This window comes from Streptomyces sp. NPDC060209 (genome assembly GCF_042728155.1).
Lineage (GTDB): Bacteria > Actinomycetota > Actinomycetes > Streptomycetales > Streptomycetaceae > Streptomyces.
In genome coordinates this window covers 1-13,727 of record NZ_JBHWZS010000032.1, presented here as the reverse complement: position 1 = coordinate 13,727, position 13,727 = coordinate 1, and the positions used below count along the sequence as shown (strand labels likewise).

Genomic DNA, 13,727 nt, shown 5'->3' with positions numbered 1-13,727 from the left:
CGGCGTCCACTACAGTGCCGCGTGGGCCGTGACTGGCGCTGAGGTGGAGCACCACCGGGGAGCGGTCTGACGAGGAGTCGTTGCCGTGCGCCTGGGCGAGTGGTCAGCCACGCCTGGAGGCAACGATGTCCGTGATCCGGACTGCCCAGCTCATGGACGGCACCGGCCTTGCCGGTCGCATCGCCGAAGAGACCGCTGCCACGGCAGCGGACATCTCACGACGCACGGGAACCAGTCCCTGCCTGGCGACGGTGCTGGTGGGAGAGGATCCCGCTTCGGCCACCTACGTCCGCATGAAGCGGGCCCGGTGTGCGAAGGCGGGTATCCGGTCCCGCCACATCGGTCTGCCCGCCACCACCACGACCGCCGAACTGATCGGCACCCTCGCCGGCCTGTCCGACGATCCGGACGTGCACGGAATCCTGCTCCAGCACCCCTGCGGACCGCACATCGACGAGCGAGCGGCGTTCGAGGCCATCGCCCCGGAGAAGGACGTCGACGGGGTCACGATGCATTCCTTCGCCGCCATGAGCTTCGCGCGGCCGGGCTTCGTGTCCTGCACTCCGGGCGGGATCATGCGGCTGCTCGAGGCGTACGACGTCGAACTCGCGGGCAAGCACGCGGTCGTGGTGGGGCGCAGCGCGATTCTCGGCAAGCCGGCCGGGATGCTCCTGCTCGCGAAGGACGCGACGGTCACGTACTGCCACTCCCGCACCGCCGACCTGCCGGGCATCGTTCAGGGGGCCGACATCGTGGTCGCGGCAGTGGGGCGGCCCGGCCTGATCCGAGGCCAGGACATCAAGCCCGGCGCGGTGGTGATCGATGCCGGATACAACCCGGGCAACGTGGGCGACGTGGACTTCGAGTCCGCCCTCACCCGCGCCCGTCTGCTCACCCCGGTCCCCGGCGGCGTCGGGCCGATGACCATCGCGGTCCTTCTGGCGCAGACGGTGCGAGCGGCGGCGGGGCAGCTGGGGACCCAGGAGCGCTGAGCCCGTCGAGCAGGGCGTCGGAGACGGACTTGACGCCGCCGTGCGCGGTGAGGCCGCCGTCCACGGGGATCTCGGCACCGGTGATGAAGGACGACTCGTCCGACAGCAGGAAGACGACCAGCGGGGCGACCTCGTCGACCGTCCCGGTGCGGCCCAGCGGTGTCTCCCGGACGTTCGCGTCGCGGAACGCCGGCGCGGCGGAAGCGGTCATCTCGGTCTCGATGTAGCCGGGGTGGACCGTGTTCACGCGGATGCCCCGTGTGCCGAGCTCCAGCGCCGCGGTCTTCGACAGGCCCCGCAGCGCCCACTTGCTCGTGGTGTAGGCGACCGGATAGTGGGCGGTGAGGGCCGCCGACGAGCCGATGTTGACGACGGAGGCGCCGCGGGGCATCAGCGGAGCGAGGTGCTGGATGCCGAGGAGGGGACCGGTGACGTTGACCGCGTGGACCCGAGCCATGTCCTCGGGGCGTACGTCGCCGACCCGGGCGCGCCAGGTGATGCCGGCGTTGTTGACGAGGCCGTCCACCCGGCCGTACGAGTCCCGCAACTCGGCGGCCAGTCCGGCCCAGTCCTTCTCACTGGTGACGTCGAGCCGCCGGCAGCCGTCCCCGGGTTCCACGTCGGTGGCGACGACCCGGGCACCCTCACGGGCGAGGGCCTCCGCCTCGGCGGCGCCCTGACCACGGGCGGCACCCGTGACGACCACGACCTTGTCCAGGAGCCGCCCGGCGCGCGGGCCGGTCACGGCCGCTCCCTGCCACGGCGCCGGCCGGCCGGCAGTGCCACGGGCTCGGCACCCGGGACGACAGTGCTGGTCAGCGTGCCGATGCCCTCGACCGTGAGGGTGACGGTGTCGCCGGGCTTCAGCGGCGGCGGGGTCTGTTCGCCGCGCAGGCCCCACAGTTCGGCGAGGCATCCGCCGTTGCCGCAGGTGCCGGAGCCGAGCACGTCGCCGGGGACGACCCGGGTGCCGCGTGACGCGTAGGCGGTCATCTCCTCGAACGTCCAGCTCATGTTGGAGAGCAGGTCCTCGCCGACGGTCACGCCGTTGACCTCGGCTGTCAGGGCGAGGCGCAGGAAGCCGTCGGCGTCCCGACGGGGCTCCAGCTCGTCGGGGGTCACGAGGTACGGGCCGAGGGTGGTCGCCGTGTCCTTGCCCTTGCAGGGGCCGAGGCCGACCTTCATCTCGGCTGACTGCAGATCACGGGCGGACCAGTCGTTGAAGACCGTGTAGCCGATGATGTGGTCGCGGGCCTGCACCGGGGTGAGGTCGTGGCCCTCGCGGCCGATGACGGCGGCGACCTCGAGTTCGAAGTCGAGCACGGCGGAGCCGGGTGGCACCGGGACGTCGTCCTGCGGGCCGTGGACCGCGTGCGGGTTGGTGAAGTAGAAGGCCGGTGCCTCGTACCACTGTTCGGGCACGCCGGCGGCGCCGTCGACCGAGCGGCGCACACCTTCGACATGCTCCTCGAAGGTGACGAAGTCGCGTATCGAGGTGGGCCGGAGCGGAGGCAGCAGCCGGACCCGGGACACATGGGGGCCGGCCGGCACGTCGAGTGCCGCCGCGCCTGCGGCGAGCAGACCGGGCAGCCCGTCGGTCTCCGCGAGCAGCGCGGTGAGGGACGTGACGCCGGGCAACGGGAAGAGCGTGCCGTCTTCTTCCACGACGGCCACCCGGTGGCGGTGCTGATGCTGATAGGAGGCGAAGCGCATCGTGCGGCTCCTGAAGGGAGGACGGAGGAGGGGCGCTGCGGCCGCGTCCCGTGGCGACGGGTGGACACGGCCGCGGCGGCCCCGGAGGAGTTGTCCGGGCTCGGACCGGCCGGGGAGCGGTCCGGGCTCAGACCGGCGGGGCGACGAACACGCCCCGATCTGGGTCGTTGAAGGACTCCTTGGCGACCAGTTCGTTCATCGCGTTGGCCGTGCCCCACTGGTCGGTGACCTCGGGTCGGGAGAAGTCGTAGACGTGCGGGTGCCAGGTGTCCTCGTCGAGCAGCTCCAGCTCCGTCGTGTACTCGACGGTGTTGCCGTGCGGGTCGAGGAAGTACGTGAAGGTGTTGTCGCCCGCCATGTGCCGGCCCGGCCCCCAGACCTTGCGGTGGCCGGCCCGGATGACGCGGCCTGAGCCGCGCATGTATTCGTCGATGCCGCGCATCTCGAAGGAGATGTGGTGCAGGGCGGTGTGCGGGCCCTGGGCGATGGCCATGGAGTGGTGCTGGTTGCTGATCCGCATGAAGTGCATGACCTCGCCCATGTGGGGCGAGGAGAGCGTGTCGGAGAGGGCGAAGCCGAGATGGCGCTCGTACCACTGGCGGGTGCGGTTCAGGTCGGGGGAGTTGAGGACGACGTGGGAGAGCTTGACCGGGATGGCCTCCTTCTCCTCGACCTTCCTGTGCCGCCGGACCTCGACGTCGGCGGACACCTCGATCGTGCGGCCGTCGACGTCGAAGAAGCGGAAGCCGTACCCGCCGCCCGGGGTGTCCACGGCGCCGGGCCGCGAGACCAGCCGCACCCCGCCGGCCAGGAGCCGTTCGGCGAGGGTGTCCACATCGGCCGGGTTCGCGGCGCCGTAGGAGACGAGGTCGAGCCGCTTCTCGTCGGCCTTGCGCAGCCGTACGACGTACTGCTCGGGGGAGCCCTCGGCGGCCAGGAAGGAGATCCCGGAGTCCTCGGCGACCTTGGTGAGGCCCCAGACTCCGGCGTAGAAGTCGAGCTGCTTGTCGTGGTCCGGCACCGCCAGGTCGACGTGACGCAGGTGGGTGAGCAGTCGTGCGCTCATGGTGGGTTCCTCCTCAGGCGAGAGCGGGGTCGATCAGGGCGGCGGCGTTGTCACCGCGTACGGCGTCGAAGTCGGCCCGGGAAAGTCCTGCGGCGCGCAGGGCACCGACCGGGTCCTCGGTACCCATGTCGAAGGGGAAGTCGGAACCGAGGAGTACGCGGTCGGCCCCGGCCACCCGGATCAGCTCCCGCAGGACGTCCGGGTCGTGGACGAGCGAGTCGAAGTACAGCCGCTTGAGGTAGCTGCTCGGCAGGTGGGCGCAACCGGCACCCGCGTCGGAGCGGGCGGACCAGGCGTGGTCCGAGCGGCCGATGTGGGTGGGGAGGTAGCCGCCGCCGTGGGCGGCGATCAGCTTCAGGCCGGGGTGCCGGTCGAACACCCCCGAGAAGATGAGGTGGGAGAGGGCGACGGCGTTCTCCGTGGGCTGGCCGACCGTGTTGGACAGGTACCACCGGTCCAGGCGCTCGTCGAGCGTGCACCCGAAGGGATGCAGGAAGACGATCGCGCCCGTCTCGTCGGCCCGGGACCAGAACGGCTCGTACGCCGGGTCGGACAGTTCCCGTTCCGGGGCGTGGCTGGAGATCTCCACCCCGCGCAGCCCCTGTTCCAGGGCGTGGTCGAGGGCGCGCACCGCCTGGCGCGGATGCTGGAGAGGTACGATCCCGAGTCCGCGCAGCCGGTCGGGAGCGGCCGAACAGTGCGCGGCCGTCGCCTCGTTGGCGGTCCGGTACACCTTCTCGGCCGTCTCCTCGCCGGCCCAGTAGTGGTAGTGCGAGGGAGACGGGCTGACCAGCTGGACGTCCACACCCTGGGCGTCCATCGCGGCCAGGCGTACGGCGGGGTCGGTCAGGGCCGGGATCCGCTTGCGGACCATGGGGCCGCTGACGGCCAGGGCGTCGGGGCCGTTCCGGCGGGAGTCGAGGTCCCTCGCGCCGGCCAGCCCGGGCAGCCCGGCCACGAGCGCCTCGATCTCGGGGAGCAGTACGTGCGCGTGCACGTCCACGGTCGGGGAAGTCACGGCAGCTCCCGGAGCATAGTCATGGTGCGGCCCATCAGACCGGGCACATCGGCGTCGCGTACTCCGTCGAGCTGCCACTGCCCGATCTGCACGGAGGCTTCCACGACGGGGCGGACGCGGGTGATCCGGCGCTCGTAGTACGCCTGGAACAGGGTGTCGTCCCAGGTGTCGGAGCCGGCCAGCATCTGCGCCAGCACCCAGGCGTCCTCCAGGGACAGGGCGGCGCCCTGCGCGAGGGTGGGCGGGCAGCAGTGGGCCGCGTCGCCGACGAGGACGACCCGGCCGCGGTGCCACGATCCCTCGACCAGCATGCGGTCGAACCACGTGTAGTTGACCTGTGCGGGGTCGGTGACGTGCTCGGTGATCTCCGGCCAGTTGCCGCCGTAGGCGGAGGCCAGGCGGCGCATCTCGTCGGCGTACGACTCCGGGGGGATCGAGGCGCGGTCGCGGTTCGCCTCGACGACGTACGCGTAGAGCGTGGTGTCGCTGGTGGGGCAGTAGCCGGCGATGTAGGCCGGGCCGCCGTAGGCGAGGTCCGTGCGGGACACCCCGGCCGGACGCGGGGCGGCCACGCGCCAGATGGCCATGCCCGTCGGCTCCGGCGCGGCCTCGATCCCGACGGCCGCGCGCGTGGCGGAGCCCAGGCCGTCCGCGGCGATCACCAGGTCGTAGCGGCCCTCGGTGCCGTCCGTGAACCGGACCGTGACACCGTCGGCGTCCTGGTCGAAGGTCTCGGCGCGGATGCCCAGACGGACACGGGCGCCGCTCGCGCGAACCGCCTCGATCAGGATCTGCTGGAGCCTTGGGCGCTGCATGCCGACCGTGGCGGGAAGGTCGTCGCCGCCGGTGCGAAGGTCGGCCTGGACGTGCAGGACCGTGCCGTCGGGGGCGGTGATGCCCACAGCCCCGAAGCCGAAGCCGGACGTCTCCACCTGGTCCCAGACACCCAGTTCACGCAGCACGCGCAAGGCGTTGCCCTGGAGGGTGATGCCGGAGCCCGCGGTGGCGTTCCAGTCGTCCCTGGCCTCGATCAGGTCCACCGTGAAACCCGCGCGCCGCAGCAGCACCGTCACGGCGTTTCCGGCCGCACCGCCGCCGACCACGAGGATCGTGCGTGATTGAGTCATGGGGAACTCCCTTGTTCCGCTGATTACTTGACGGCGATCGGATTGACGGGCGAGCCGACGGCGCCGGTGATGGGAAGGGGGGCGGCGACCAGCAGGAACTCGTACACACCGTCGGCGGCACAGTCCTCGGCGAGTGCGTCCAGGTCCCACATCTCGCCGATCAGCAGGCCGATGTGCGGAATGGCGACCTGGTGCAGCGGCTGGAAGGCGTGGTCGAACTCGTTGGGCCGCACCTCGAAGCCCCAGGTGTCGGTGGCGATCGCAGCGATCTCGCTGCCCCGCAGCCAGCCCGCGGTGGTGAAGGAGAGGCCGGGAGCTGGACCGCCCGCGTAGTCGCCCCAGCCTTCGCGGCGTACCCGGGCGAGCTGACCGGTGCGCACCGCCACGAGGTCGCCGCGTCCCACGGTCACGCCGTGGGCCTCGGCGGTCGCCGTCAGGTGCTCCTCGGTGATCGCGAAGCCGTCCGGCAGCCCGCCGTCCTTGCCGACCACCCGTCCCACGTCCAGGAGTACGCCGCGTCCCGCGACGTGCGGCGCCATGTGTTCGATGCCGGTGACCAGGTCACCATCGGACGTGACGACCTTCTCGGCGGGGCGGCCGTTCCACGCCTTGCCGTGGTCGAAGATGTGCCCCAGTCCGTCCCACTGCGTCGAGCACTGCAGCGGCATGGCGATCACGTCGTCGGCACCGCCGATGCCGTGCGGCAGGCCCTGGTTGCCGAGGGCGGCGTCGGTGCCGGTGTCCAGCATGGTGTGCACCGGATTGGTGCGCCGCCGCCAGCCCTTCTGCGGGCCGTCGATGTCGAAGCGCTGGGAGAGCGAGAAGCTGGCGCCGCGCCGGACGAGTGCCGCGCCCTGCCGGCGCTTCGCCTCGTCCAGGAGGTTGAGGGTGCCCAGCACGTCGTCCGGGCCCCAGCGGCCCCAGTTGGAGTGCTCCTCCGCCGCCCTCGCGATCGCGCCTTCGGGGTCGGTGCGGTCCAGGCTCATGACGCCTCCGCGACACAGCGGGTGCGCTGCGCGCCGAGACCGGTCACGGAGCTGTCCATGACGTCCCCGTCACGCAGGAGACGGCCGTGGTGCATGCCGTTGCCGGCGGGCGATCCGGTGAGCACCAGGTCGCCCGGGAGCAGACGGGCGGACTGCGAGGCGTAGGAGATCATGCGCGCCACGTCGAAGAGCATGTCCTCGGTGGACTCGTCCTGCATGGTCTCGCCGTTGAGCTTCAGCGTGAGCCGCAGGTTCCCGGTGTCAGCGATCGACCCGGCCGGCACGATCCAGGGGCCGAGCGGGGTGAATCCCGGGGCGTTCTTGCTGCGCAGCCAGTCGGTGCCGATCTGCGGCATGTCCCGGCGGAACACCGTCGCCCGGTCGGTCAGGTCGTTGGCGACGGTGTAGCCCGCGATGTACTCCGGTGCGTCCTCCACGGACACCTGGTGAGCGGGCCTGCCGATCACCACGGCCAGTTCCAGCTCCCAGTCCGGCTTCTCGGCCCAGGAGGGCAGCACGACGTCGTCGTACGGCCCGGTGATCGCGCTCGGCAGGCCGATGAAGACGTACGGCAGGTCCTCGGCCGCCCGCCGGTCCATGATCTCCGCCGCCTCCGCACGACGCTCCTCCTCGGAACGGACGTCGCCCGGCGCCCGGTGCGCGACGTGCAGGTCGATCACGTGCTGCCGGTAGTTCGCCCCCGACTGGAACACCTGCCGCGGCTCGACGGGCGCGTGCACCCGGAAGCCGGCCAGCGGCCTGCGGTCGAAGCCGTCGCCGTCGGCGAGTGCGCGCAGTCGCGGCAGAGCCGTGTCCCAGCGGTCCAGCAGGTCCCGGGCCGTCAACTGCTCCTCGTCGAAGGCGACCCGCAGGTCGGTCACCTGGCCGTCGGGAGTGACGAGGCCCGGGAATGCCGGACCGTCCGGGGCCGACAGGGTGCCGAGGGCGAAGGGTCCGGCGAAGAGCGCGGACGCGGATTCAGGTTTCACGAACATGTCCTCCTGATTGCGGTGTGACCAATCTGGACCCGTCACCCGGAATCAGGGAAATCGATTCTGTGGATAATCGGTATCCACCGGGTCTATTCCTGCCTGGTCAGCGCCGTCCGCAACAGGAGTCCCGTGAATCTGGCCAGCCTCGACCTGAACCTCGTCGTCGCCCTGCGCGCCCTCCTGGAGGAGCGCAACGTCACCAGGGCCGGGCAGCGTGTCGGGCTCAGCCAGCCCGCCATGAGCGCCGCCCTGTCCCGGCTGCGCCGGCACTTCGACGACGACCTGCTCGCGCGGGTCGGCGGCCACTACGAGCTCACGGCGCTCGGCCAGGTCCTCCTCGACCGCACGTCCACGGCCTACGCCGTGCTGGAGCGACTCTTCGCCAGCCAGGCGCACTTCGACCCGGCCAAGGAGAGCCGTGAGTTCAAGCTGGTCGCCTCCGACTACGCGGTCGCCGTCTTCGGCACCGAACTGGCCCACGTCGTGCACGAGGAGGCGCCCGGTATCCGGCTGCGCTTCACCCAGACCCCCTCCACGGTGGTCGACGACACCGCAGCCCTGCTGAGCGCCACCGACGGCCTGCTCATGCCGCACGGCGTCATCAGTGACTTCCCCGCCACCGACCTCTACGACGACCGCTGGGTCTTCGTCGTCGCGGACGACCACCCGAGCGTCGAGGACCGGCTCACCCACCAGGACCTCGCCCGGCTGCCCTGGGTCACCTATCAGCGCACCTATGACGCCCCCGCCGTACGGCAACTGGGCATGCTCGGCATCGAGCCTCGTGTGGAGGTCTCCGTCGACAGCTTCCAGTTGCTCCCGCTCCTGGTGGCCGGCACACGGCGTATCGCCCTGGTCCAGGCCCGGCTCGCCCGGCTTCTCTCGCCGCTCGTCGCCGTGCGGATCGTGGAGCCCCCGTACGCAGCGGTGCCGCTCCGGGAAGCGCTGTGGTGGCACCCGGTACACACGCACGACGCCGCCCACATCTGGCTCCGGGAGACCGCCGCCCGGGTCGGCAGGCGCCTGGGAGGCCCGCCCGAGGCGTGACGTCGTCCACTGCCGGGTTCCGCCGTCCGGCCTCCCCGCGAACGGCATCCACGCCGTGGATCGGCGGCCTCGGGACACGAACCCCGAATGGCGGCGGGCGGGACGCGCGCGCAGGCCCCGGAACCCGGCGCGCCCGCTCACCGGCCTCCCCGGCAGGCCGGGGTGGCCGTCACGTCACGGTCCGGCCGAGGAGGTACGCCTCCTCGGGGCCCAGCCCCGCTCCCTCCTCGTACGCGGCGCGGAACGCCTCCGGTCCCAGCGACGCCCGGGCCGCCGCCGTGATCCGGTCCACGTCACCGCGCTCGGCGGGCGGGAGCGGCGCCGCCACCCGATGCCGGGCCGCAGCCGCCGCACCCAGCAGCAGCGCGGTGTCCCGTGGCCGTCCGCCCGACGCGTGCGCACCCGCGAGCCCTTCCAGCGCCAGTGCCGTGGCCCGGGGATCGCCAAGCTTCGCGGCGGCTTCGAGACCCTCCCGGTGACGTGCCCCGGACGTTTGCGCATCTCCCCGGAGCTCCGCGACGAAGCCCAGCTCGGCCAGCGCCAGGGTGATTCCGGGCCCGTAGTCCACCGCTCGGTACCAGACGAGCAGACGGCCCATCAGCTCCTCGGCGGTGCCGAGGTCGCCCTCCCGGCGGGCGCCGAGCGCCAGGCCGATCACGGCGCTCATCCGGCCCGGTTCGTAACTCTGCTCGGAGGCCAGGTCGTGGGCGCGCCGGTGGTAGGCCCGAGCATCGACGAGCTCACCGGTGAGAAGGGCGATCCGCCCCAGTCCTGTCAGCCGTTTGACGGCCTCGGTCCACAGGCCGAGTTCCTCGGCCAGCTCCAGCCCTTCCTGGTGCAGCCGGGCCGCCGCCGCGTAGTCACCGGTGATCTCGGCCAGTGAGGCCAGTGGGAAGACCGCCTGCAACCGCCCCCAGCCGTCCCCGAGTCCGCCGAACAGCTCGGCGCTGCGCTCACCGTCGCTCCGCAGCGCCGGCAGGTCGCCGTGCGCCAGCGCGTGCCGGGCCCGCAGGCTCAGCGCGGCCGCGGTACCCCAGGGGTCGCCCAGGGCACGGAACCGCGACAACGCCCGGTCCGCCAGGTCCTCGCCGGAGGTCACGTCCCCGACGCCGAGCTGGGCCCAGCCGAGGAACCAGAGCGCCAGGGCGTGGCCCTCCGGGTCGTCGACGGCTTCGTACGCCGTGAGGGCGGCGGCGATCCGCGCCGGGCCGTCGGCGGTGTCGCCCTGCAACAGCGCGACGCCGGTCCGCCAGGCGAGGGCGCGAGCCGTGAGCCGCGCGCGTGACTGGGCCACCGGTCCAGCCGGAGACCGCCCGCCCGGCAGATCCGCCGGGCGGGCGCCGTCCGCCGGGGCCGCCGCTTCCGCCACGTCCAGGACCGCCGTCAGCGAACGCTGTGCCTCGGCGAAGCGGCAGCGCAGCACCCAGTACCAGGCCAGCGCGTCGGCCATCCGCAGGGCCCGGTCGGCCAGGCCCTCGCGTACCGCGTGGTCCAGCGCGCGGCGTAGGTCGGCGCTGTCGGCGTCGAGCCGCTCCAGCCACCGTCGCTGCTCCGGGCCGCGCAGCTGCCGCGCCGCGTGCTCCGCCGCCGCGAGGTAGTGATCGCTGTGCCGCAGGAGCACGGCGTCCAGCTCCCCGGCCGCGCGCAGCCGGTCCGAGCTGTACTCCCGCACCGATTCGAGAAGCCGGTAGCGGGGCCCGTCGGAGAGGTCGTTCAGCACCACCAGGGACCGGTCCACCAGGCGGCCCAGCAGATCCAGCACGTCCGCGGGAGGTATGCCGTCCCCGCCGCTCACCGCCTCGGCGGCCTCCAGTGTGCAGCCCTCGGCATGCACCGCGAGTCTGCGCAGCACCACTTGTTCGGCCGGGCCCAGCAGTTCCCAGCTCCAGTCGATCATCGCCCGCAGGGTCCGCTGCCGCGCGGGCGCGCCCCGGTACCCGCCGGCCAGCAATCCGAACCGGTCGTCCAGCCGGGCCACCAGGCCGTGCACCCCGAGCGTGCGGACCTTGGCCGCCGCCAGCTCCAGCGCCAGAGGAATGCCGTCCAGGCGGCGGCACAGCGTCGCCACGGCCGCCGCGTTCTCCCCGGTCAGCGCGAACCCCGGAGCGCTCGAGGCGCGCTCCAGGAACAGCCGCACCGCGCTGGACGCGAGCAGGACCCCGGGATCCGTCTCCGAGGGCGGCGGCAGCTCCAACGGGGGTACGGACCACATCAGTTCGCCCGACAGCCCGATCGGCTCCCGGCCGGTGGCCAGCACCCGCATCTGCGGGGCCGTGCGCAGCAGCGGTTCCACCCAGGCGGCGACGGCCTCCACCAGGTGCTCGCAGTTGTCCAGGACCAGCAGCATCCGTTTGTCCCGCAATGCGGCGGCGAGCCGGTCGACCAGGGACGCCGGGGCGACCGAGGACGCGGCGGCGGGGCCACCCGCGGTGTCCTCACGGAGGTCCAGACCGAGGGCGCCGAGCAACGTCTCCGCCAGGGTACACACATCGGCGGGCACCTCGGTGCGCTCCAGCCCGGCCAGCTCGACCAGCCGTACGCCGTCGGGGAAGGCGTCCAGGACCTGGCCGGCCACCTCCACCGCCAGCCGGGTCTTGCCCACCCCGCCGGGGCCGGTGAGCGTCACCAGCCTGCCCCGCTCCAGCAGTTCGCGGACCCGGCCGACGGCGTCCGACCGGCCGACGAGTTCGCCGACGGGCGCTGGGAGGTTCGTACGGGGCCGGGGGGAGCCCCCACCGGGCAGCGGTACGGGGACGGCCGCGGCGCTGACGGAGGGCGGAGGAGTGAGCGCCGCCGACAGGGTGCGTGAGGGAGCCGGAGACGGACCCGGTCCGGCGTCCAGGGCCGGATCCTGCCGCAGGATCGCCTGGTGCAGCTCGGTGAGTCCACGGCTGGGGTCCAGCCCCAGCTCCGCGGCCAGCCGGTCGCGGAGGTCCCGGTAGCTGTCCAGCGCGGCGCTCTGCCCGCCGGACCGGTAGAGCGCCAGCAGCTGTGCCGCGCGGAGCCGTTCGCGCAGCGGGTGGCGGGCCACGAGGTCCCCGAGTTCGCCGGTCAGAGACCGGTGCTCTCCCGACGCGAGCCGTACCTCCGCGTACTCCTCCAGCGCCACGAGCCGGTCCTCCTCCAGCCGGCCGGCGGCGGCCCGGGCGAACGGCTCGTCGGCGTAACCCGCGAACGCCGGGCCCCGCCACAGCCCGAGCGCCGCCCTCAACGCGCCTTCCCGGTCGCGGAGTTCCTCGGCGGCTCGGGCGGCGGACACCGACGAGGCGAATCCGGTGGCGTCCACCTCCGTCTCCCCGTCGTCCGCCCGCAGCAGATAGCCACGGGAGTGCGAGACCACCAGCCCCCGTCCGCCCCGCTCCGCCGCTCCCAGCACCCGGCGCAGCTGGGACACCTTGCCCTGGAGCGCGTTGGCCGGATGGGCGGGCAGCTCCTCGCCCGACCACAGATCGTCCACCAGCCGGCCGGCGGAGACCGGGTGCCCGGGGTGGACGAGGAGACGTGCGAGGAGCGCGCGGACCTTCGCCTCGGGGATGCGGACCGGTTCGCCGTCCGCGGTCCACACCGCGAGGGGGCCCAGTACTCCGAAGCGCATGGCGTTCACCCTAGCCGCGCCCGGGGCACACTCGACCGGCCCCGCACCGCACCGGCAGTGGACCGGCAGTGGACCGGCAGCGCCGTCCCCAAGAGTGGTCGCTGTCAGGGAGAACCGGCGTGAACAGCCGGACCCACCACACCGGGAGGACACCGTGAACACACCCCACGAGGCAGTCGTGATCGCTGACACGAGCGGCGACGCGACGCCTGCGGCGGCAGCCGCCAGGACGTCCGTGACCGTCATCGGCCTGGGCAACCTCGGCCACGTACTGGCACGTACCTTCCTCGACAACGGCCACCCCACCACCGTGTGGAACCGCTCGGCGGCCAAGGCCGACCCACTGGTGGCCGACGGGGCCCGCAGGGCGGCCACGGTCGCCGAGGCCGTCGCCGCCGGTGAACTGGTGATCGTCTGCGTACTGGACTACGACGCCGTGCGGCAGCTGCTGGACCCGGCGGCGGAGGCCCTGCGCGGCCGGGTTCTGGTCAACCTCACCAGCGGCACCCCCGGCCCGGCCCGCGAACTGGCCGCCCGGGTCGCCGGGCTGGGTGCCGCCTACCTCGACGGTGCGGTCTACGCGGTGCCGCAGACCATCGGAACCCGCGAGGCGTTCGTCCTGTACAGCGGCGCGGCGGACGCCTTCGAGACGCACCGGCAGGAGCTCGGCCTCCTCGGCGACGCGGTGTTCGTCGGCACGGACCCCGGCTCGACCCCGCTGCACGACGTGGCGCTGCTGAGCGGGATGTACGGGATGTTCGCGGGCTTCTTCCAGGCGCTGGCCATCGGCGACTCGGCGGGGATCAGACCGACCGAGCTCACCACGCTGCTGGTGCGCTGGCTGCACGAGGCCGCTGCGGCGCTGCCCGGCTTCGCCGAGGAGATCGAGAGCGGCGACTACACCACCGAGACGTCCAACCTCGACATCAACGCGGTGGGACTGGCCAACATCCTGCTCGCCACCCGGGCGCAGGGGGTTCCCGTCGATCTGCTGGCGCCGCTCCAGGAGCTCTTCACGGAGCAGATCACCCAGGGCCACGGCCGAGCCGGTATCTCCCGCACGATCGAGTCGCTGCGCCACCGCCGGGCGGACGGCTGATCAGGTTCGGCGAGGAACCCGCCTCCCGGCGTTCCGTGGACCGGCCGCGGCGCCCGCCCGGACATGCGTGAGCGCCCCGGCACGGGCCGGGG

General features: G+C 72.8%; 11 protein-coding genes and 1 riboswitch. Of the genes, 3 read left to right on the top strand and 8 right to left on the bottom strand.

Annotated features, from left to right (window positions below; genetic code table 11):
* Positions 1-18: 18 nt before the first annotated feature.
* Positions 19-104: riboswitch (ZMP/ZTP riboswitch) on the top strand.
* A 21-nt stretch (positions 105-125) separates the two neighbouring features.
* The gene (locus tag ACFWFI_RS09435; RefSeq protein ID WP_387387445.1) at positions 126-992 is read left to right on the top strand and encodes a bifunctional 5,10-methylenetetrahydrofolate dehydrogenase/5,10-methenyltetrahydrofolate cyclohydrolase; all 867 of its coding nucleotides are present in this window, start codon (positions 126-128) and stop codon (positions 990-992) included.
* Here the strand turns inward: ACFWFI_RS09435 and ACFWFI_RS09430 are convergent.
* From ACFWFI_RS09430 to ACFWFI_RS09400, 7 genes are all read right to left on the bottom strand, one after another.
* Positions 892-1,737 (bottom strand): SDR family NAD(P)-dependent oxidoreductase, encoded by an 846-nt coding sequence (locus tag ACFWFI_RS09430; RefSeq protein ID WP_387387443.1) that lies wholly within the window; start codon positions 1,735-1,737, stop codon positions 892-894. The two genes, ACFWFI_RS09435 and ACFWFI_RS09430, sit on opposite strands and share 101 nt — an antisense overlap.
* Positions 1,734-2,705 (bottom strand): fumarylacetoacetate hydrolase family protein, encoded by a 972-nt coding sequence (locus ACFWFI_RS09425; protein ID WP_387387441.1) that lies wholly within the window; start codon positions 2,703-2,705, stop codon positions 1,734-1,736. The genes ACFWFI_RS09430 and ACFWFI_RS09425 overlap by 4 nt, the downstream gene beginning before the upstream one ends.
* Positions 2,706-2,832: 127 nt before the next feature.
* A complete protein-coding gene (locus ACFWFI_RS09420; protein ID WP_387387440.1) occupies positions 2,833-3,771 on the bottom strand; it encodes a VOC family protein in 939 nt (312 codons plus the stop codon).
* Between the two features lie 13 nt (positions 3,772-3,784).
* A complete protein-coding gene (locus tag ACFWFI_RS09415) occupies positions 3,785-4,789 on the bottom strand; it encodes an amidohydrolase family protein (RefSeq protein ID WP_387387439.1) in 1,005 nt (334 codons plus the stop codon).
* The gene (locus ACFWFI_RS09410) at positions 4,786-5,916 is read right to left on the bottom strand and encodes an FAD-dependent oxidoreductase (protein WP_387387438.1); all 1,131 of its coding nucleotides are present in this window, start codon (positions 5,914-5,916) and stop codon (positions 4,786-4,788) included. Before ACFWFI_RS09410 ends, ACFWFI_RS09415 begins: the two co-directional genes overlap by 4 nt.
* A gap of 23 nt (positions 5,917-5,939) precedes the next feature.
* Positions 5,940-6,902, bottom strand: coding sequence for a cyclase family protein (locus tag ACFWFI_RS09405; protein WP_387387437.1), 963 nt, complete (start codon positions 6,900-6,902; stop codon positions 5,940-5,942).
* Positions 6,899-7,897: a fumarylacetoacetate hydrolase family protein gene (locus tag ACFWFI_RS09400; RefSeq protein WP_387387435.1), complete on the bottom strand. Its 999-nt coding sequence runs from the start codon at positions 7,895-7,897 to the stop codon at positions 6,899-6,901. Before ACFWFI_RS09400 ends, ACFWFI_RS09405 begins: the two co-directional genes overlap by 4 nt.
* 126 nt (positions 7,898-8,023) lie before the next feature.
* Here ACFWFI_RS09400 and ACFWFI_RS09395 point away from each other — a divergent pair, with 126 nt between their 5' ends.
* Positions 8,024-8,941 (top strand): LysR family transcriptional regulator, encoded by a 918-nt coding sequence (locus ACFWFI_RS09395; RefSeq protein ID WP_387387433.1) that lies wholly within the window; start codon positions 8,024-8,026, stop codon positions 8,939-8,941.
* A 169-nt stretch (positions 8,942-9,110) separates the two neighbouring features.
* Here ACFWFI_RS09395 and ACFWFI_RS09390 read toward each other — a convergent pair whose 3' ends face one another.
* Positions 9,111-12,536, bottom strand: coding sequence for an AfsR/SARP family transcriptional regulator (locus ACFWFI_RS09390; RefSeq protein WP_387387432.1), 3,426 nt, complete (start codon positions 12,534-12,536; stop codon positions 9,111-9,113).
* A 154-nt stretch (positions 12,537-12,690) separates the two neighbouring features.
* Here ACFWFI_RS09390 and ACFWFI_RS09385 point away from each other — a divergent pair, with 154 nt between their 5' ends.
* The gene (locus tag ACFWFI_RS09385) at positions 12,691-13,635 is read left to right on the top strand and encodes an NAD(P)-dependent oxidoreductase (protein ID WP_387387430.1); all 945 of its coding nucleotides are present in this window, start codon (positions 12,691-12,693) and stop codon (positions 13,633-13,635) included.
* The last annotated feature ends 92 nt before the right edge of the window (positions 13,636-13,727 follow it).